Below are 19,537 nucleotides of genomic sequence, written 5' to 3'. Positions count from 1 at the left end.
CACCGCACTCTGCCAGAGCGGCGCATGTGCCGAGCCTGATCGTGCAGTTGCCGCCGTTCCACCGGCACTCGCTGGGGCGTCCCCGATTCGGCATCGGGTCGACGGCGAAGTCAAGCCCTTCTCGATCGAGATCTGACCTGCCTAACCTGCTCAGAACACGAGGCGAACCGGGAGAATGGGTATGACCGATCCGACCAACGACGAGATCCAGCTGCCGGGGGCTCCCGCAGCGAGCCCGTCTGACTTCGATCTGACGGCAGACCCGTGCGACCCGTTCACTCCGAAGCCCGACCAGCGCGGTCCGGATCGACGTACTCCTTCCAGGGCTGGCACCGACGTCGAAGCTGCGGCCCTTGCCCAGCTTGGCGTCTTCCTTGCCCCTGCGCACCGCATGTGCGCGCGATCGGGTTCCGTCGCGTGAGTGGACCATCTGCCATCGACCTGCGGATTGGGGCCCGTTCACCGATGCAACTCGCCCTGAGTTCCGACGATCGGGGAACCGACGAGCTTGTCGATCGCGTCGTCGCATCCGCCTCGTCTGTGCCCGACTTCGGACTCGATGTCGTCGCCACCCTGAGCTGGGCGGCGAGAGTCGGCGGCGAGATGCCGCTTCCGGGGCGCGGTGAGACTGCGCGCCTGTGGGGGATACTCGCAGGCGTCGCCGCAATCGATGTCGCCGGTGCCCGCATACTCGAACCGCATCTCGACGCGATCGCGATCCTGGAGCAGGCGTCCGCAGACGGCGTCGTCGATGCCGATGCCGTCGCCGGGCTCGACCTCTCAGCGGAATCGAGTTGGGGCGTCTATGCCGCCGAAGGGCCAGGTGTCCGGCTCGAAGCGACGGAGCACGACGGCGCCTGGACGGTGGAGGGGACCAAACCCTGGTGTTCACTCGCCGCTCACGTCTCGCACGCGCTCGTCACCGGATGGATCGGCGAGGGGGAGCGGGGGCTCTTCGCGGTGCGGATGCGCGACTCCGACGTGCACCCGCACGACGGACCCTGGGTCTCGCGGGGCCTTCGTCAGGTGGTCAGCGCATCGGTCGACTTCGACCGCGTCCGCGCTGTGCCGGTCGGCGGCCCGGGCTGGTACCTGCGCCGCCCCGGTTTCGCTTGGGGTGGCATGGGCGTGGCCGCGGCGTGGTGGGGCGCGGCGCACCCACTGCGCGATGCATTGACACGAGCGGCCCAGGGCGCTGGCGCCGATCAGCTCGCGAGCGTCCACCTCGGCTCGGCGGATCTCGCCTTGTGGGCGGCGCGCGCCGTGCTCGCCGAAGCGGCCGCGGAACTCGACACGCCAGGATCCGGCCTCGATCCGAAGCTGCTCGCCGCGCGCGTGCGGGCCTGCGCCGCCGATGCGGTCGAACGGGTGCTGACAACAGCCGACCATGCGCTTGGCCCGGGCCCGCTCACCTCTGACGAAACGTACGCACGCCGCGTGGCCGACCTGCGCATCTACATCGCTCAACACCACGCGGAGCGCGACCTCGCCCGACTGGGCCGGATGGCGGCCGACCGGTGAGCATCGCATTCGATCATCGCGATCCGGGTACGGCGGAATCCGTCTGGTTGGCCGAGTGGGACTGGTCCGCCTTGCCGACGCTCGACCTCGATGTCGATCGCCTCATGGTGCTCGCAGCGCACCCCGACGACGAGACGCTCGGCGCCGGCGGACTGCTTGCCACGGCGGCGGCCCGCGGCATCCCCACCGCCGTCGTGATCGTCACCGATGGAGCGGCGTCGCACCCGGGGAGCCTGAGCGGACGTGACCTCGCCCTCGAACGCCGGGTGGAGGTCATCCACGCCCTGCACGACCTCGCCCCGGGAGCTTCGGTGTCGTTCCTCGGATTCGACGACGGCGGGATCCGCGAGGCGGTCGCCGCGGTGCGGACCTCGGTGAGCGCAGCGCTCGCAGCGCACCCGGCCGACCGCGTGCTTCTCGTTTCCCCGTGGTCGGGCGACGCGCATCGGGATCACCGCGTCCTCGGCGAGGTGGCCGCCTCGCTTCATACCGACCTCGTGCAGGTGGCGGCCTACCCGATCTGGTTCTGGCATTGGGGCGAACCAGGAATGCTCGAGCCGCACGGATGGCGCCTGCTGCCCTTGAGCCCGGAAACCACGGCCGCCAAGATGCTCGCGATCAGAAGGCACCGGAGTCAACTCGAGCCGCTCTCCGCGGCTCCGGAGGACGAGCCCGTCGTGCACGCTGGTATGCGCGAGCACTTCGAGCGATCATTCGAGACGTTCATCGAGGTCCCACGTCCCGTCCGCCGGCCGACCCCGACGCTGCCGCGCACGGTCGATGGGCGATACTTCGACGGATTCTACGAGCGGCACACCAACCCGTGGCAGCTCGAGACCTCGTCGTACGAGATTCGCAAACGCGGCCTGCTCCTCGCGAGCCTGACTGAACCCAGGTTCGATCGGGTGCTCGAGATCGGGTGCTCGACCGGGATCACGACTGCCGAGCTCGCGCGCAGGGCGAACGCCGTGGTGGCCACGGACGTCGCTGCGGAGGCGATCCGCCGGGCTCGGGACCGGGTGCACGACTTCGCGCAAGTCGACTTCCGGATCGGCGACGCGACCCGCGGCATCCCGGGCGGGCCGTTCGACCTGGTCGTCCTGTCCGAGGTCGGCTACTACTGGTCGACGAGCGACCTCGGCCGCGTGCTCGATGGAATCGCCGCCGAACTCGAACCGGGCGGCACGCTCGTCGCCTGCCATTGGCGCCATCCGTTCGAGCAGGCGCCGAACACGGGTGACGGGGTGCACGCGGCCATCGCGCAGCATCCGGCATTCGAGCGGATACTGATGCACATCGAGGAGGCGTTCAGCCTCGAGAGCTTCCGGCGCCGCCCTGCGGCCCAGCAGGCCGAGACGCGCTCGTGAGCGAGCGGTTGCGAGCCATCGCGGTCGTCGTCCCGGTGCATGACGAGGCCGAGTTGCTCGGTCGGTGTCTCGCTTCGATCGGCAGGGCCGCTGCGGACGCTTCCCTCGCGGACGTCCACATCCGCGCCTTCGTCGTGCTGGACGCGTGCGGCGACGGCTCCGCGGCCATCGCTTCGATGCACGACGTTTCGGTCGTCGAGGTCGACCGCCGCAACGTCGGCGCGGCTCGCGCCGCCGGCGTGACGGCAGCCCTCGACGCCTTCGCCGCGTATTCGTCGGGCTGCGTCTGGCTCGCTCACACTGACGGCGACTCCGAGGTCCCCGCCAATTGGCTCAGCCACCAGCGCGACCTCGCCGATGGGGGAGCCGATCTCGTCGTCGGAACCGTTCGGCCGGACTTCCGCGACCTCTCCAGGGCTCAGGTGACGGCTTGGCTCGCGACGCACCACGAGGGATCCCCGAACGGCCATGTGCACGGCGCGAACTTCGGCATCCGAGCATCCGCACACTTTGCAGCGGGAGGGTTCGCCGAGGTGACGGTGCACGAGGACGTCCGGCTCGTGGACCGAGCGCGGCAGACGTGGGCGAGGATCGTCGCAAGCGATGCGGCTGAAGTCCGGACGAGTGGCCGCCCGGTCGGACGCACACCGGACGGATATGCGCGCTATCTGCGGGAGGACCTCGTCCGTCGAGCGGGATCTGCACTCGTCGATGGCGCCGAGGACCGGGACGTCGGTATCCCGGCGTGAGTCCGCGGCCGCCGGGCTGGCGTTCATTAACACGATCGGCCTAATGGGCGGATTCCTCGGGCCCTCCCTCAAAAGACAAACCGGGATCGTCGAAACCCGGGCGGCCCAGCACCGCTGATCCCGTAATTCCGGGGAGTGGGCGTCCACCAACTCGTCGGCCGAGGCGTTCAGGTCGCCGCAGGTGGGGTGGGCCAATGCCTGTGAGTCGACGGATCGCAGGTTCGAATCTGGATTATTCCCTGTTGACCGGGCTTTTTCTGCGCCGTTACGGCGCGGAAGTTCTCAGCGCCAACTTGCCGACGTAGTGCTCCCGAAGCGCGTGGTGGGCCTCCTTCGCCTGGGTCATGGAGAAGGTGCGAGCAACGTGCGGGGTGAACGCGCTTGCCTCGATGGTCGTACTCAGACGCTCGAGCGCGGCCCGGCTACGATCTCCGTCAAAGGAGGAGACCGGCACGCCAAGCTCGGTCACGGGAAGTGGATGAACCCCGCGCGGCCACGCCACTCGTCCTGAGCTCCGAATCGCCCGAAGGGAACGACGCCGTCGTCTCCAGAGGTGACGGCGAACACGCGAATTCCCCGCTGACGTGCCAGTTGGACGGCCATGTGGCCCATGCCGCCGCTGGCTCCGAACACCATCAGCGTCTGGCCAGGCTCCAGGCCGAGCAGGTCGAGTCCGCTCAGCGCGGTCAGTGCGTCCCATGCCATCACGCCGGCCTGTTCCGTCGTGAGCCGCGCGGGTACGTGCGCCACGTGTTCGGCCTCGACGACGCCGTAGTCGGCATAGAACCCACCGCGCGACACCGGCATGGAGGCTGCATACACGCGGTCACCGACCTCGAAGCGGGTCACATCGCTGCCGACAGCAGCCACGGTGCCCGCCGCATCCCAGCCGAGCACGTATGGGAACCTCGAGGCGACGCCGAATGCACCGTCGTAGTCGCCCTGACGCTCGATCGCGTCCCAGGAGGCGACGCCGGCGAATTCGACACGAATCAAGACGTCCTGCGCGCCAACGGCGGGGACGGAGATCTTCCGCTGCGAAAGCTCGTCCACGCCCCCGAATCGGTCGAGGACGACGGCGTTCATCTGCGACGGGACGGCCGTTTCGCGATCGAAGAGCTGGGGGCGAGTGGCCATGCTTTGCTCCTTTTGCTTGATTCGCTCAACTAAATCATGATTGCATGAGTGGATCAACTAATCGGGCGGGAAGGTCTCTATGCACGTGGAGCGGGTCGGCGACGAGAGCGGAAGGCGCGTCCTGTTGCTCCACGGCGGTGGCGTCGCCGGGTGGATGTGGAGGCCGCTCCGAGCGCATCTCGGTCCCGGCAACCACTTGCTCATCCCTGACCTGCCGGGACATGATCGCAGCGCCGACGAGCCGTATCGCTCGCACGAGCGCGTCCTGAGCAGCCTGTCGTCGGTACTCGACGAGGACGGCGACCGCCCCGCTACGGTGATCGGATTCTCCCTGGGGGCACAACTGGCGCTCTTGCTCGCGGCACGGCGACCCGACCTCGTCGACCGCGTCGTCGTGATCAGTGCGCAGGCGAAGCCATCGCCTGCCCCTGGTCTCACCCTGGGGTTGCTGCGATCCACCGCGGGGCTCGCCCGAGTCGACTGGTTCGCGCGGCTCCAGGCGAAGGAGATGTTCATTCCCGCCGAGCTCATGGGGGACTACCTGCGCACCTCGCGCGCGATGACCTCGTCGAACCTGGTCGCCATGGTCGGGGAGAACATCCGGTTCGCGATACCAGACGGCTGGAGTCGCTTTCCCGGCAGAGCCCTCATCCTCGCCGGATCCCTGGAGAAGCCGTTCATGCGCTCCTCCGCCGAGCTTCTCCAACGCGCCCGTCGCAGCAGCTCGATGGAGATCGTCGAGGATGCCGCACACGGGATTCCACTGCAGCACCCCCAGTTCCTCGCCAAGAGGCTGGAGCGGTTCTGGGATTCTTAGCACCCGTCGAAGCCAGCCGGCAGCCCGTCACGCGGATGCCGGCGAGAACCGGAAGATCAACCAGGCGGGCCCGATTGGTTTATCGGCTCAAGCGTTTACGATCAGAGCATGGCAGTCACCTACAGGGTCGCGACCAAGAGCTCCGAAGCCGAAGCTCTCCTTCTCGATCTCGTCAACGCGTACGAACACGCCTTCGAGCGCGCAGCCGAGACGGTGGCTCTCAGTGCAGCGCAGGCTTGTGTTCTTGGGCGACTCTCTGAGCACCGGCCGATGGGCGCGCTTGCCGAGGAACTCGGCTGCGACGCCTCGAACATCTCGCAGATCGTCGGTCGACTCGAAGGATTGGGGCTCGCCTACCGAGAAACAGCGCCCGACGACCGGCGCGTCCGGGTCGTGTCCCGCACGACGACCGGACACCAGGTCAGCCAGCGCTTCGAGCGCTCATTCAGCTTCGCGCGCGATGCGCTCGCCCGCCTCTCCGGCGAAGAGCAAGACCTTCTCACTTCACTGCTGCACAAGGCGCTAGGGTCGGCTCCCGCAGAACACGACCTGTCTGACGTCGACCCGCCCGAGGATTGACGCTGCATACCAACACGTCCGCCGGACTCACATTCTCGGACGCGGAGCTTTCCTCGGACGCGGAGCTTTCCTAGGACGCGGAGCTCATGGGATGCGCTAGACCGACGGTGTGTGCGTCTGGCACGACGTCACCTTGCTCCTGTTCAGAGGTGTGTGCAACTCGAGGGGTGGCGCGGCGGAGGTCGGTCGTCGCGACCTGGTCGCCGCCGGCGAGCTTCGCTTCGTACATCGCGTGGTCGGCCGCCCGGACCAAGTGGTCGACGATGATCGGTCCGTCGGCGTGGGTCACGGTCACGACTCCGATGCTGGCGGTGATCGTCAGATCGACGGGCAGTTCGTCGTATGGCCGTGCAACGGTGGCGCGGACGCGTTCGGCGAGGATCTCTGCGGCGTTTGGTGATTCGACGGCTGCGACGGCGATGAACTCGTCACCGCCGAATCGTCCCAAGACGTCTCGTTCGCGGATCTCTCCACGCAATCGTTGCCCGACTTCTCGGAGGAGCGCGTCGCCCGCGGGGTGGCCGAGCCGGTCGTTCACCGCCTTGAAGCCGTCGAGATCGATGAACAGCACGGTGAGCACCTCGAAGTCGCCGAGGATGGCCCCGGTGACGTCCTCCTCGAACAGTCGACGACTCGGAAGTCCGGTCACCTCGTCATGCATGGCCGCGCGACGTAGTGACTCCTCGAGTCGGACCCGTGCGATCGCCTGCGCGGCCTGATTCGTGAGCGCCTCGGCGAGTGGTACCGCTTCCTCGTCGAACTCGCGAGGGTGATCGAAGAAGCAGACCATCGAGCCGATCGACTCACCCTTGGACCGGATGGGTGAGGCGATCGCCGCTTCGATGCCGGCAGCCCGGTATACCGCGCTCATGGGAGGGTCGGGCACGTAGAGGTCGGCATCCTCCGGTGTGCGGACGACGAGCACGGCGCCGCTGGCCAGGGTGAACGCCCCGGGCGCCCGGAATCCGGACGGCCAGTGCGGTACGAGCGGATTCACGCCCGCCACCTGCTCCAGGCCGCCGTGGTCACGAAGGTGCACGGAGACGAACGTCGCGGCGAAGGCGCGCTGCGCGACGTCGACCAGGAGTTCGGCCGCTTCCAGTTCCGTGCGGATTGCGCCGAATCCGACGGCTGCGTTCAGGAGGATCTGCAGACGCCGGCGACCACGCTCGGTCTTCGCTTCCGCGCCTTGCAATCCGAGCGCGAAGACGGACCGGTCTGCGACGTCGTACACCGCGATCTGCATGCGACCGCCAGTCGCCTCCTCATCGAGCGCGCCGATGAGGACCGGTCGGACGATGCCCGAGTCGCTGTGCAGGGTCGCATCCGTCGGCCGGAATACGGCCGGGCCGTCGATGGGCAGGCGCAACGAGAGAACGGTTTCGAGTGGACGGCCGATGAGGTCGGCGCGGGTGCTCCCCGTCCAATCGACGATGGTCGCGTTCACGCCGACGACGACGGCGTGCGCATCGACGGTGATCAAGCCGCACGACGTCAGGCGGGGAAGCACGAGATCGCCGGGGGCGCCGAAGGAGGGATGGGCATGCTGAATGATCCCCACCAAGGGCATTCCATGTCAATTCCGGGATCGGCCGCGAGCGCCTGAGGTCGCGTGACCGCTCATCTGACAGAGCACGGATGCCGCATCTTGGCGTCGGCCGCGGGCTGCACGCAGGGATGCGATTGGACGTGGGCGACAACCTGAGAGTGGGACTATTGCGGGTCAACGAACCCGATGGATGCGCTCGATGTCCCTGCTGAGGAGCGCGACCAGCGCTTCTGCGAGCTCGCGGTCGAGGTCAGCCGGCACCGGCCCGGCGCCCGTCCACCCGACATCCTTTCGGGCGATTGCCGCGAGGCTGCGGGCCTGCAGGGACAGTCCGAGATCCATCGCCTGGATCGGGTTGCCGCCGGCGGCGGTGAGATTGATCATCCGAGTGCCGTGGAGCGTGGTGATCTCCCGGCCATCCGGCAGTCGATGCAGGACCCGCGCGTCGGGGTCGCCTCCCGCCGGAGACAGGTTCACGGTGTGCTCGGCCGCTTCCAGCAGCGCCCCGGCGTCGAGTTCGAGGCCCTCGTGCCCGACGCCGGCGATGATGACGCCGTCGGCCAGGAACGGGAACTGCCGAGCCCCGATGACGTTGCGCGCCCCGGTGGCGAGGAACAGCAGCTGAGTGGTCGGGAGCACCGTCTCGAGCGTGCCGACCGTGTGGCCCCGCATGATCGCCTCGAGGGCCCGGAACGGATCGGTGTCCACGACGCTCACGGTCGCGCCCAGACCGCGGAGCGTGTCGGCCACCCCCTTGCCGCAGGGTCCGTAGCCGATGACGGTCGCACGGGCTCCCGGCACCATCGAGTTCGTGGCGTTCATGAAGCCCTGGACGATGCTCTGCCCGACGCCGTGCTCGTTCTCGACGATGAGTTTCAGCTGACTGTCGTTGATCACGATCACGGGGAAGTCCGGTGCCGTGGGAAGGGAACGGATGGCGATTCCGCCGGTCGTCGTCTCCTCTGTGGCGCCGAGGAATCCGGCGGATCGGGGTGCTCCCCGGGTGAGCCGGGCGATCAGCTCGCCGCCGTTGTCCATGATGAGGTCGGGGGTGGTCGCGAGGAGTTCGTCGAGGTTCCGGTCGTGCGTGTCGGCATCATCAGTGCGGTCGCCGATCACGGTCACACCCAGCGACTGCAGTGCCCGGGCGGTTTCGGGGACGGTCGTGCCGACGTTGCCGGTGAGGGTGACCCGTGCGCCCTGGTCGAGCAGCCAGCGGCAGAGCACCGCCGTCTTGGGTTCGATGTGGATGCAGATGCCCACGTGCAGGCCGTCGAAGACGGGCGAGTCGCGCTCGATGCTGTCGGCCAGCAGGGGCATGGAACGTGTCGCCCAGTCGATCGCCGGGTGACCGGTCGGTGCGAGGGTGCGAGGGCGCATCGGAGGCCTTTCCAGAGCGGATGCCGGCGTCTGCCGGTAGGCCCAGACTACGAGGTGCGGCGCCGGCCGGTGATCAGTGCGCCGAGCCCCGCTAGGAGGATCGCACCTCCGGCGAGGACGGCGCCCGCGAGGTCGACTCCCGTGTGCGGAAGGGCGGCGGCCGACGTCGTCGGAGTCGTGCTCGGACTCGGCGACGGGCTCGGACTCGGCGACGGGCCCGGACTCGGTGACGCTCCCGGCCCGGCGACCACGGTGATGACCAGCGGGTCGCCGGTGCCGCCGTCCTTGTCGGTCGAGGTCAACGAGGCCGTGTAGGTGCCCGCGGTCGCGTACGTGTGCGTGACAGGCGGATCCGCCGGCCCCGAGACCACCACGACCGGCGAGCCGTCGCCCCAGTCGACGGTGTAGTCGAAGAGGGCGGCCATGTCGGCCGACGATGGGTCGTTCGCACCCACCTTGATCGTGAACGGCGAGCCCGCGGTCGCCGTGAGGCCACCGGTGACGACGGTCGTCGGAGCCGTGTTGGTCACGGCGAGCGAGGCCGAGTCGGTGACCTCCTGAGCGCCGAGCGTCACGCGGAGTGCGACCGTGTGCGTCGAGGGGCCGTCGTCGATGCCCAGCGCCTCCAGCTGCGCCCAGGTCAGGGTCGGTGCGAGTCCGGTGGCGTCGGTGAAGGCGCCGTCGCCGTCGAGGTCCCAGGCGTAGGCGGCTCCGGCCGTCGATCCCGACCCGTCGAGCGACAGGCTGCCGCCCTCGGCGACCGAGTACGAGCCGCCGGCGTCGGCGACGACCGCCTCGCCGATGACCTGATCGACCCTCCCGCTGCTCGTCGAAGCCGCGGGCGTGCCGGAGTACGTCGCGGTGATCGGATGCGCGCCGACGCCCAGCGTGCTCGTCGTGAGCGTGGCGGTGCCGGCGCCGTCGACGGGAACCGGCCCTCCGAGCGTCGTCGCCCCGTCGCTGAACGTCACGGTGCCGGCCGTGACGGGAGATCCGCCCGCAGCGACGGTCGCCGTGAAGGTGATCGACTGGCCGAACGTGGACGGGTTCACGCTCGACGTCACGATCGTGCTCGTCGGCGTGGCCGTCTCGAAGGTGAGGCACCATCCGCCGCTGATCGTGCCGGCGTCTCCGGTCGCGTCGTCGACGACCCACAGGCTCCACACCCCGTTGCCGGCGACCCCGTTGAAGGTCGTGAGGGTGGTGGCCGAGCTCGGCACCGGAGCAGGGGCGGGGAACGCGACATCCGGCACATCGGAATCGTCGTCCGTCGGGCGAAAGGTGCCGGAGATGAGCGGAGCCGGCACCGTGGATGCCGCCTCGTCATCGAACACGAGCGTCGCGCCGCTCACCGGGTTGGTGCCGCCGACATCGCTCATCAGCACGAGGTTGGTCGTCGACACGGGGCCCGACAGCATGACGTCGAGATCGATCGGGACCGCGTGCGAGATGCCGTTGAGCGTCGCGGTGACCTTGCTGACCGCGGTCGCGAGCCCCGACACCGTGATGTTCGAGGGGTACGGCGTCGCGGAGCCGACGTTCGGAATCGTCAGCTGACCGGTGTTGCAGTAGGTGCTGCCCGTCACGGTCGTCGGGTTGTCGACGCGTTGCGACACCGAGGCGTTGCTCGTGAGATACCCGGCGCTGCCGGAGTAGGTCGCCGCGATCGCGTGCGTGCCCTCGATAAGTGAGCTCGTCGTCAGGGTTGCGACGCCCGACGTGTCCAGGGCGACCGTCGCCATCGGGGCGCCGTCGACGGTGAAGGCGACGGATCCGGTGGTCACCGCACCCCCTGCGGCGGTGACGGTCGCCGTGAAGGTGACGGGCGACCCGGTCGTCGATGGGGAGCCTGACGACGTGACGGCGGTGGTCGTCGCGACCGCCTCCTCCTCGGTCGTGATCACCAGGCTCCAGCCGCCGGCCATCGTGCCCACATCGCCGGTGGCGTCATCGACGATGAACAGCTGCCACTGGCCGTTGGGATCGATTCCCGTGAAGGCACCGCCAAGGGTCGTCTGCGCCGACGGTGACGGCGCGGGAGCCGGGAAGCTGTCGGGGACGGCACCGGCGTTGTTCGTCGGACGGTAGGTGCCGCTCGGCACGTTGCCCGTCGGCACCCCGCTCGCACCTGCGTCGTCGAAGGTGAGCGTCGAGTTGTTGGCGAAGGCGAGCGTCGTCGTCGGGTCGCCGATGTCGGAGAGCACGACCAGGTTCTCGCCGGACGGGGCGACCAGCATCGCGTCGATGTCATTGAGGGTCGAGTGGGTGACGTTGTGGAAGACCACCTGCACGGCGGACACGGTGCCCGCCATGCCCGAGGCCGTGATCGCGGACGGATACGGGGCGGCCGGACCGACCTGATCGGCCGAGCCCGTCGCCGGTATCGCGATCGAGGTCGTGTTGCTGAACGTCGTCGGCCCCGCGGCGATCGCCGCCGATGCGCCGAGGAGGACGCCGCCGGCTCCGGCCAGGAGGAGGGCGACGGATGCCGCGACCACGCGTGTCAGGCGGCGCGGTGGCTCGGTGATCGAACGCCTGCCGTCGGATGCAGCCATGTGGACACCACTTCCCTGTAGCGATCCGCTCCGTCGATGCGCCGTCGGGCGAGCGGGCTGGCGGAGACGCTCCCGTGAGAGCACTGTATGACCACGGTCGCGCGCTGTACAGGGCCGCGGCGGCACCATTTCGGGGCCCGCTCCGGGGCTGCTCCGTCCCTACTCGGGCACGGGCTCGGGCGTCCGCGCCCCGCCCCGCTGGGCGGCCGCGCCCGCCGCGATGACGAGCGCGATGCCGACGACCTGCATGAGCGTGGGCGTCTGGCTCAGCACGATGAGCCCCACGACGATGCCGAACGCGGGTTCGACCGCGAGCAGGGTGCCGAACGCGGTGTGCGTCATGCGCCGCAGGGCCAGCATCTCGAGCGCGAACGAGGTCACAGGAGTGATGAGCGCGATGCCGGCGGCCGCGAGCAGGATCAGCCACGTGAAGTCGCCGCCGATCACCTGCGGCAGGCCGAGGAAACCGGTGACCACGGCAGCGACCGGGATGGTCAGCGCGAGCCCGCTGATGCCCGAGAACCGATCGCCGACGAGCTGGGTGAACACGTTGTAGAGCGCCCAGCAGAGCCCGGCGAGCAGCGCGAAGCCGACGCCGGCGAGGTCGATCTCGCCGAGCCAGGGCTCGGTGAGCAGCACCACGCCGACGAGCGCGAGCATCGGCCAGACGAGGGCGCTCCGGCGCTTGCTCGCGAGCGCGGCGACGGTGAGCGGGCCGAGGAACTCGATCGCCACGGCGGTGCCGAGGGGGATGCGTTCGACCGCGAAGAGGAAGAACATCGTCATGAAACCGGTGACGGTTCCGAGGGCGAGCAGCATCGGGACATCCGCAGCCCTGATCGAACCGAGCTTCGGACGCACGATCGCGAGGAGGAAGACCGCGCCGAAGCACATGCGCAGCCAGGCGGTGCCTGCCGGGCCGATGAACGAGATCACGCCGATCGAGAGCGCGTTCGAGAGCTGGATCAGCAGCATCGCCGTGACGGCCATCGACCACGCCGGCAGCCGGGGTGCGGTGCCGGTGGTGCGCGGAGTGCGCTCAGGCATCGGCGATCTCGCTCCGAGGGCCGGCCCCGACGCCGGGCTCGAAGACCGCGAGCGAGAAGCGAGCGGGTGCGGATGAGACGTTTGCGTACCAGTGATCGGTGTCGCCGAAGAACGTCAGTGCGTCGCCCGCGACGAGCTCATACGTCTGCCCGTCGACTTCGATCATGATCGTGCCCTCGAGCAGGTGCAGCAGCTCGCGGGTGCCGGCGCTGTGCGCCTCGCTCTCGTGGCGCTCGCCGGGGTGCAGGGCCCAGTCCCACAGCTCGACCACGTCGGGCGGTTCGGTGCCGGCGACGAGGATGCCGCGACCGCCGTGCTCGCCGGTCCAGAGCACGGCACCGCTGCCGCCGCGCATGAGCTTCGGCGATTTGGATGCCGGCGGCTCGACGAGTGCGGGAAGCCCGACCCCGAGCGCGTCGCTCAGCCGCAGCAGTGTGCCGACGCTCGGATTCACGGTCCCCTGTTCGACGCTGACGACCATTCGGCGGCTCACACCAGCGCGCTCCGCGAGCCCGTCGAGTGTCCAGCCGAGCGTGCGTCGCTCGTGCTTCACGCGTGCACCTATCGCGCGGGCCAGGGTCTGCGCACTCGCCTCCATCAGTGCAGGATACTGCACTGATCGTGCAACTCGCACCGGGAAGAGCATACGCACGACCACGAGCGGAAGGGGTTGAGCGCGCTCGGCGGATGTGGTCGGGTGGGCTCGGGGGAAGGGGTGCGCGATGGGTGATCCGTCCTGGACGCAAGTGGTCAAGACCGTCGAACCGGAGGGTCCCGAACTGAAACGAGTACTCGGGCCTGGTCTGTTGCTGCTCTTCATCGTCGGCGACATCCTCGGCACGGGCATCTACGCGCTGACGGGTCAGGTCGCCGCGGAGGTCGGAGGCGCCGCGTGGCTGCCGTTCCTGCTCGCCTTCGCGGTGGCGACCGTGACCGCGTTCTCGTACCTGGAGCTCGTGACGAAGTACCCGCAGGCAGCGGGCGCGGCCCTCTACACGCACAAGGCGTTCGGCATCCACTTCTTCACCTTCATCGTCTGCTTCATCGTCATGGCGTCGGGGATCACGTCGGCGTCGACGGCGTCGCGGGCGTTCGCGGCGAACCTCCTCGTCGCGTTCGGGATCCCGGATGCCACGGTGACGACGATGCTCATCGCGCTCGCGTTCATCCTGCTCATCATGCTGGTCAACCTGCGGGGGGTGACCGAGAGCGTGTGGCTCAACGTCCTGCTGACCCTCGTGGAGCTCTCGGGCCTGCTGCTCGTCATCTTCATCGGCATGTGGGCGATCGCCGGCGGCAACGCGGACTGGTCGCGGGTGGTGGCGTTCGAGACGCCGGAGGACAAGGGCGTGCTGCTCGCGGTGAGTACCGCGACATCTCTCGCGTTCTTCGCGATGGTCGGGTTCGAGGACTCGGTCAACATGGCCGAGGAGACGAAGGACCCGAGCCGCATCTTCCCGAAGATGATGCTGACCGGCCTCGGCATCGCGGCGGTGATCTACGTGCTCGTCTCGATCACGGTGGTCGCCCTCGTGCCCATCGGCGACCTCGTCGGCAGTGAGACGCCGCTCGTGACGGCGGTCGAGGCCGCTGCGCCGGGCTTCCCGATCAACGACCTGCTGCCGTTCATCTCGATGTTCGCGGTCGCCAACACCGCGTTGATCAACATGATGATGGCGAGCCGACTGCTCTACGGCATGAGCCGGCAGAAGGTGCTGCCGCCGTTCCTGGGCAGGGTCGCGCCGAAGCGGCAGACGCCGTGGGCGGCGATCCTGTTCACGAGCGCGCTCGCCGCGGGTCTCATCGTCTACGTGTCCCTCGACGCCGAGGGCTCCATCGTCGCGCTGCTCGGCGGCACGACCTCGCTGCTGCTGCTCACCGTCTTCGCCATCGTCAACGTGACCGTGCTGGTGCTCCGTCGACAGCCCGTCGACCACCGGCACTTCCGAACCCCCGTCGCGCTGCCGGTCATCGGGGCGCTCACCTGCCTCTACCTGGTGTTCCCGTGGACGTCGGGCCGCCCAGATGGACAGTACGGCATCGCGCTGGTGCTGCTGGGGATCGGCGTGGTCCTCTGGATCGCCGAGCGCATCTACACCGCGGTACGGGATCGTCGTGACCGCGACGGCGAGCCGGAAGGATCGGGCGGGTCGGATGGTTCGGATGCGACCTCCGGCGGCTGAACACCGTCAGGACGAGGCGTCCCAGAATCCCCGGTGCACCTCGGCCGCGTCGGCCACGAGCGCCGGCCCAGCGACGTGGACGGTGCGGCCGCCGCGCGCGAACACCTCACGGCACGGCAGGTCCATGGTGGGCTCGCCGTCCTGGCTCGGCACCATGGCGGCGAGCCCCTGCTCGGACAGGGCATAGACCACTCGTCCGATGCCCGACCAGTAGATCGCCCCGGCGCACATCGCGCACGGCTCGGTGCTCGTGTAGAGCGTGCTGAGTCTCAGTCGCTCGGGCGCCAGGCGAGCGCTCGCCAGGCGCACGAGGTTCGTCTCCGCATGGCCGGTGGGGTCGCCAGCGGTGACGACCGAGTTCGTGCCCTCGACGACCGCGCCGTCGGGGGCGACGAGCACGGCACCGAACGGGTGGTTGCCCTCGGCACGAGATCGTCGGGCGACCTCGATCGCATGTCGCAGGTGCTCCTCGTCGGCCGGGGAGACGATCGTCGGGTCGGTGGGCTCGATGGTCACAGCACTCATCGTGTCATGCGGCCGACCGTCATCGGCGGCTCGCCGCCCTCACCTGGTGAGGGCGGCCCGTACCGCAACGGCGATGCGACGAGCAGCAGGCTGGCGAGCAGCGCGAACACGGTGCCGATCGCGCAGAGCCAGGTGACGACGACCGCCGTTCTCGACCCGAGCGCCGAGCGGGCCACGCCGAGCAGCATGAGTCCGACCAGGCCGCCGAGCGTGTTGACGATGACGTCGGTGCTGTCCGAGCTCCCGGTGGCCATGACGTACTGCGCGACCTCGAGGCCGAGGCTCGTCAGGCCGACGACCGACGTCGCCCGCCACCACGGCCATGTCGGCGCGAGCAGGCCCAGATACACCCCGAACGGGATGAAGAACACGAGGTTCGCCAGCACCTCGCGGGGTGCGCTCGCACCGAACTGCGTCGTGTCGACGAAGGGCACGAGCTTGACCACGCGCTCCCCGGGGTCGCCGATCCATGGCACCTCGAACTTCCAGAGCACGATCCACACGAGCAGGGCGAGGTAGAGCACGAACAGGAGGGTCAGGATGCCGCGCGCCCGGGTCTGCGGGCGGGTGGCCGCGGCATCCGATCCCGAGGTCGTGGTCGTGGTCGTGGTCGTGGTCGTCATGGCATCGCGCCCTTCTCTGGTGATGGGTGGGTGGGGAGCAGGCCCGTCCGTCGTGCAGCGGGTCATCGCTGCATCCGCGGGTCTTCGGTGGGGTCGGCGTAGAGATCGGGGCAGCCGTCCTCGACGGCTTCGGGGCGCAGCTCGAAGTGCCATGACTCGTTCGCGTAGATCTGGCAGAGGCCGTACGCGGCGCCGTGCTGCGACAGCCAGTATGTGGCGTCGAACGGGCCGAGGTCGACTGCGTCGCCCTGCACGTGCGGGGAGGTGTCGGCCGTCGCCACCCAACGCGCGGCCTCGGCCTCCGACCCGTACTCGACGACCGCGTCGCGCAACAGCTCGTCCTGGTACTCGGCCGAGCGCCAGCCGCTGTTGACCAGGAAGACGAGGTCCTCGCCCGCGGCATCCGTCGCCGCCCGTTGCAGCGCGTCGCGCAACTCGGGATCGAGGTTCGCGACGGCGGCGACCTCGTCGTCGAAGACGGTGGCGTCGCCGGTCGTGCGGCCACCGTCGGACCCGGCGGACCCGGGCGAACCCTGCCCGGGAGCACCCTGCGGGGGAGTGCCCTGCGGCCATGCCGCCGACAGTTGCTCGCCGAACACGCCGACCATCGCTGTCGCGGCGAGCACGGCGCCGAGGGCGAGCACGATGAGGAACGCCGAGCGGATGCCGCGGCGCGAGGGGCTGGGATGGTGCTCGAAGATCATGCCTCCAGCCAAGGCGGGCGCGCGTTGCCGTGGCGTCTGCGAATTCCGATATGCCGGCGATATGCGCCGACTCGTAGCATCGAGAGCGTGCGCGTGCTGATCGTCGAGGACGAACCCCTGCTGGCCGAGGCCATCCGCGACGGGTTGCGCCTCGAGGCGATCGCGGCGGATGTCGCGAGCGACGGCGACACGGCGCTCGAGCTGCTCGCCCTGAACGCCTACGACCTCGCGGTGCTCGACCGCGACATCCCCGGGCCGTCGGGGGACGAGGTCGCGCGGCGCATCGTGGCGTCGGGAACCGGCATGCCGATCCTCATGCTCACGGCCGCCGACCGGCTCGACGACAAGGCGTCGGGCTTCGAGCTCGGCGCCGACGACTACCTGACGAAGCCGTTCGAGCTGCGGGAGCTCGTGCTGCGTCTGCGCGCGCTCGACCGCCGGCGCGCCCACAGTCGCCCGCCCGTGCGGGAGCTCGCGGGCCTCCGAGTCGATGCGTTCCGTCGCGAGGTGTATCGCGACGGCCGGTACGTCGGCCTCACCCGCAAGCAGTTCGCCGTGCTCGAGGTGCTCGTCGCCGCCGAGGGCGGGGTGATCAGCGCCGAGGAGCTGCTCGAACGGGCGTGGGACGAGAACGCCGACCCGTTCACCAACGCCGTGCGCATCACCGTCTCGACGCTGCGCAAGCGGCTCGGGGAACCCTGGCTGATCGTCACGGTTCCAGGGGTCGGCTACCGCATCGACGCGGCCGCGGGCAGCACGGGTCGAGCGGATGCCGCGGGCGGGCCGGATGGCGCGCCAGAGCCGAGTGCTCATGGCTAGGCCGCCAGGGCTCAGCGTCCGGTTCAAGCTCGCGCTGAGCTACGCCGGCTTCCTCATGGTCGCCGGGGCGCTGCTGCTCGCGGTCGTGTGGCTGTTCCTGCTGCGCTACGTGCCCGCCGAGGCGATCAACACCATCGGCGGGTTCGTGCCCGGCCGCGACGACCTGGTGCGCGCGTTCGTGCCCGCGGTGGCGTGGGCGTTGTTCTTCCTGCTCGCGTTCGGGCTGCTCGGCGGGTGGTTCCTGGCCGGCCGGATGCTCGCGCCGCTGCGGCGCCTGACGGCTGCGACGCGCGAGGCCGCCGGCGGCTCGCTCTCGCACCGCATCGAGCTCGAGGGCCGGCAGGACGAGTTCCGCGAACTCGCCGATAGCTTCGACGCGATGCTCGCCCGGCTCGAGGCGCACGTCGCCGAGCAGCAGCGGTTCGCCGCGAACGCCTCGCACGAGCTGCGCACGCCGCTCGCGATCACGCGCACGCTGCTCGAGGTCGCCCGCACCGACCCGCAGCGCGACACCGAGGCGTTGATCGACCGCCTCGACGAGGTGAACGCACGTGCCATCGACCTGACCGAGGCGCTGCTCGTGCTGAGCCGGGCCGACGCGCAGTCCTTCGGCCGGCAGCCGGTCGACCTCTCGCTGCTCGCCGAGCAGGCGGCGGAGACCCTCCTGCCGCTCGCGGAGCGGCGCGGCATCACACTCGAGACCTCGGGCGAGATCGCGTTCGCGGCCGGCTCGCCGACCCTCCTGCTGCAGCTCGCGACGAACGTCGTGCACAACGCGATCGTGCACAACGTCGAAGGGGGAACCGTGCGGGTCGCGGTCGACGCTAGGCCCGGTGCGGCCCTGCTCACGGTCGAGAACACCGGCGAGCAGCTCGATCCCGCGCTCGTCGCGACGCTCACCGAGCCGTTCCGCCGTGGCAGCGAGCGCATCAGGGGCGACCACGCCGGGGTCGGCCTGGGGCTCGCGATCGTGAAGAGCATCACGCGGGCGCACGGCGGAACCCTCGAGCTCGCGCCGCGCGACGGGGGCGGCCTCCGCGTCGTGGTCGCCCTGCCGGCCGCGGGCGAGGGCACTCGACGGTCGGTCACCGATGCCAGGGCGTGAGCCGCGGCATCCACCCCGGCACGTGTCGCCGGTCGTCTCCGCGCTGGCGCTCGCGTCAGGCCGGAGAGCGCACCGCGGAGAACACCGAATGGCGCCGGAGCGCGAAGCCGAGCCGCTCGTAGGCGGCGATCGCGCCGTGGTTCGACGCCTCGGCGTGCATCAGGGCGCGGTCGCCGCGCTGCTGGATGTGAAAGGCGACGTCGAGCACGAGCCGGGACGCGAGCCCCTGCCGGCGGTGCGCCTCATCGGTCGACACCGCGCTGATCTCGGTCCAGCCCTCCGGATGCAGGCGCTCGCCGGCCATGGCCACGAGGCGGCCGTCGCGCCGGATGCCGACGTAGCGCCCGAGCTCATGGGTGCGCGGCAGGAACGGTCCGGGCTGGTTGCGGCTCACGATCGCGAGCATCTCGGTCACGTCGTCGGCGCCGAGCAGGACCGCCTCCTCATCGGGGCGGGTGGTCAGCGCATCGGTCTCCACCAGCTGCACGCCCGCGCCGCGGCCGACGACCTCCCACCCCGGGGGGAGTTCGCCCTCGAAGCCCGAGAGCCCGATGACCGCCCCGTGGCCGACGAGGTCGATCAGCGTGTCCCAGACGTCGGGATCCTCCCAGGTGCGCACGGCCACGAAGGGCGCGACGTCTTCGGGGTACCGTCGCACGAGGTCGTTGCCGATCGCGAACGAGGCGTGCGGGCCGGCCAGTGAGAACCAAGGCGCGTTGTCGAGCACGGTCGCGTCGGCGTGCGGTACGGGGGTGATCGATGGGGCGGCGGCCTCGGTCAGAGCTGGGTCGGACATGGGCCCACTGTGCGGCGGCGGACGGGTCGTTCGCAAGGTCGCTCGTCACCGCACGCAACACGAGTCGCCGTGCGACGGATC

Annotated in this window: 20 protein-coding genes; 9 read left to right on the top strand and 11 right to left on the bottom strand. The window is 69.7% G+C overall.

The window, feature by feature from the left end:
• Window positions 1–181: 181 nt before the first annotated feature.
• Genes ATC03_RS20300 through ATC03_RS11955 form a run of 4 tightly spaced genes read left to right on the top strand, consistent with a single transcriptional unit; the run spans window position 182 to window position 3,637 of the window.
• Complete coding sequence (locus ATC03_RS20300; protein ID WP_152030936.1) at window positions 182–421, top strand: hypothetical protein; 240 nt, start codon at window positions 182–184, stop codon at window positions 419–421.
• Window positions 422–465: 44 nt separating this feature from the next.
• Complete coding sequence (locus tag ATC03_RS11965; protein ID WP_067877307.1) at window positions 466–1,521, top strand: acyl-CoA/acyl-ACP dehydrogenase; 1,056 nt, start codon at window positions 466–468, stop codon at window positions 1,519–1,521.
• A complete protein-coding gene (locus tag ATC03_RS11960; protein ID WP_084003456.1) occupies window positions 1,518–2,888 on the top strand; it encodes a PIG-L family deacetylase in 1,371 nt (456 codons plus the stop codon). Before ATC03_RS11965 ends, ATC03_RS11960 begins: the two co-directional genes overlap by 4 nt.
• 35 nt (window positions 2,889–2,923) lie before the next feature.
• On the top strand, window positions 2,924–3,637 hold the full coding sequence (locus ATC03_RS11955; protein ID WP_236778328.1) for a glycosyltransferase family 2 protein: 714 nt from the start codon (window positions 2,924–2,926) through the stop codon (window positions 3,635–3,637).
• Window positions 3,638–3,902: 265 nt separating this feature from the next.
• Here the strand turns inward: ATC03_RS11955 and ATC03_RS21270 are convergent, their stop codons facing one another.
• Both ATC03_RS21270 and ATC03_RS11950 read right to left on the bottom strand, forming a co-directional pair.
• Window positions 3,903–4,091, bottom strand: coding sequence for a zinc-binding dehydrogenase (locus ATC03_RS21270; protein WP_418118910.1), 189 nt, complete (start codon window positions 4,089–4,091; stop codon window positions 3,903–3,905).
• An 11-nt stretch (window positions 4,092–4,102) separates the two neighbouring features.
• Entirely contained in the window at window positions 4,103–4,774 is a 672-nt protein-coding gene (locus ATC03_RS11950) for an alcohol dehydrogenase catalytic domain-containing protein (protein ID WP_198168707.1), read from the bottom strand.
• A 79-nt stretch (window positions 4,775–4,853) separates the two neighbouring features.
• On the opposite strand from ATC03_RS11950, the gene ATC03_RS11945 reads away from it, so the two are divergent.
• Together ATC03_RS11945 and ATC03_RS11940 are read left to right on the top strand one after the other, a co-directional pair.
• Window positions 4,854–5,591: an alpha/beta fold hydrolase gene (locus ATC03_RS11945; RefSeq protein WP_067877300.1), complete on the top strand. Its 738-nt coding sequence runs from the start codon at window positions 4,854–4,856 to the stop codon at window positions 5,589–5,591.
• Between the two features lie 108 nt (window positions 5,592–5,699).
• Window positions 5,700–6,170 carry a MarR family winged helix-turn-helix transcriptional regulator gene (locus ATC03_RS11940; protein ID WP_067877297.1) on the top strand — a complete coding sequence of 157 codons (471 nt, stop codon included), beginning with the start codon at window positions 5,700–5,702 and terminating at the stop codon, window positions 6,168–6,170.
• 70 nt (window positions 6,171–6,240) lie between these two features.
• Here the strand turns inward: ATC03_RS11940 and ATC03_RS11935 are convergent, their stop codons facing one another.
• The 5 genes from ATC03_RS11935 to ATC03_RS11915 all read right to left on the bottom strand — a co-directional run bounded on the left by ATC03_RS11935 (window position 6,241) and on the right by ATC03_RS11915 (window position 13,299).
• On the bottom strand, window positions 6,241–7,416 hold the full coding sequence (locus tag ATC03_RS11935; RefSeq protein ID WP_161490340.1) for a sensor domain-containing diguanylate cyclase: 1,176 nt from the start codon (window positions 7,414–7,416) through the stop codon (window positions 6,241–6,243).
• A 477-nt stretch (window positions 7,417–7,893) separates the two neighbouring features.
• Entirely contained in the window at window positions 7,894–9,099 is a 1,206-nt protein-coding gene (locus tag ATC03_RS11930; RefSeq protein WP_067877292.1) for an adenosylhomocysteinase, read from the bottom strand.
• A 47-nt stretch (window positions 9,100–9,146) separates the two neighbouring features.
• A complete protein-coding gene (locus ATC03_RS11925; RefSeq protein WP_161490339.1) occupies window positions 9,147–11,654 on the bottom strand; it encodes an Ig-like domain repeat protein in 2,508 nt (835 codons plus the stop codon).
• A gap of 159 nt (window positions 11,655–11,813) precedes the next feature.
• On the bottom strand, window positions 11,814–12,701 hold the full coding sequence (locus tag ATC03_RS11920; RefSeq protein ID WP_198168706.1) for an EamA family transporter: 888 nt from the start codon (window positions 12,699–12,701) through the stop codon (window positions 11,814–11,816).
• Window positions 12,694–13,299, bottom strand: a complete 606-nt coding sequence (locus ATC03_RS11915; RefSeq protein WP_067877286.1) for a helix-turn-helix domain-containing protein — start codon at window positions 13,297–13,299, stop codon at window positions 12,694–12,696. The genes ATC03_RS11920 and ATC03_RS11915 overlap by 8 nt, the downstream gene beginning before the upstream one ends.
• Before the next feature lie 124 nt (window positions 13,300–13,423).
• Here ATC03_RS11915 and ATC03_RS11910 point away from each other — a divergent pair, with 124 nt between their 5' ends.
• Complete coding sequence (locus ATC03_RS11910) at window positions 13,424–14,884, top strand: APC family permease (protein WP_084003453.1); 1,461 nt, start codon at window positions 13,424–13,426, stop codon at window positions 14,882–14,884.
• A gap of 6 nt (window positions 14,885–14,890) precedes the next feature.
• On the opposite strand, the gene ATC03_RS11905 is transcribed toward ATC03_RS11910, so the two are convergent.
• The 3 genes from ATC03_RS11905 to ATC03_RS11895 all read right to left on the bottom strand — a co-directional run bounded on the left by ATC03_RS11905 (window position 14,891) and on the right by ATC03_RS11895 (window position 16,736).
• Window positions 14,891–15,400, bottom strand: a complete 510-nt coding sequence (locus ATC03_RS11905; RefSeq protein ID WP_227820083.1) for a nucleoside deaminase — start codon at window positions 15,398–15,400, stop codon at window positions 14,891–14,893.
• Between the two features lie 5 nt (window positions 15,401–15,405).
• Window positions 15,406–16,032: a VanZ family protein gene (locus tag ATC03_RS11900; RefSeq protein WP_067877280.1), complete on the bottom strand. Its 627-nt coding sequence runs from the start codon at window positions 16,030–16,032 to the stop codon at window positions 15,406–15,408.
• A gap of 62 nt (window positions 16,033–16,094) precedes the next feature.
• Entirely contained in the window at window positions 16,095–16,736 is a 642-nt protein-coding gene (locus ATC03_RS11895; protein WP_067877277.1) for a M15 family metallopeptidase, read from the bottom strand.
• 87 nt (window positions 16,737–16,823) lie between these two features.
• Between ATC03_RS11895 and ATC03_RS11890 the strand changes: the two genes are divergently transcribed.
• Both ATC03_RS11890 and ATC03_RS11885 read left to right on the top strand, forming a co-directional pair.
• On the top strand, window positions 16,824–17,555 hold the full coding sequence (locus ATC03_RS11890; RefSeq protein WP_067877275.1) for a response regulator transcription factor: 732 nt from the start codon (window positions 16,824–16,826) through the stop codon (window positions 17,553–17,555).
• The gene (locus tag ATC03_RS11885; RefSeq protein WP_067882031.1) at window positions 17,548–18,660 is read left to right on the top strand and encodes a sensor histidine kinase; all 1,113 of its coding nucleotides are present in this window, start codon (window positions 17,548–17,550) and stop codon (window positions 18,658–18,660) included. The genes ATC03_RS11890 and ATC03_RS11885 overlap by 8 nt, the downstream gene beginning before the upstream one ends.
• Before the next feature lie 55 nt (window positions 18,661–18,715).
• Here ATC03_RS11885 and ATC03_RS11880 read toward each other — a convergent pair whose 3' ends face one another.
• Window positions 18,716–19,456, bottom strand: a complete 741-nt coding sequence (locus tag ATC03_RS11880) for a GNAT family N-acetyltransferase (protein WP_067877273.1) — start codon at window positions 19,454–19,456, stop codon at window positions 18,716–18,718.
• Window positions 19,457–19,537: the final 81 nt, after the last annotated feature.

The organism is Agromyces aureus, assembly GCF_001660485.1.
Lineage (GTDB): Bacteria > Actinomycetota > Actinomycetes > Actinomycetales > Microbacteriaceae > Agromyces > Agromyces aureus.
The sequence above is the reverse complement of the archived record's forward strand: the minus strand, read 5'-3'. Positions and strand labels throughout refer to the sequence as shown.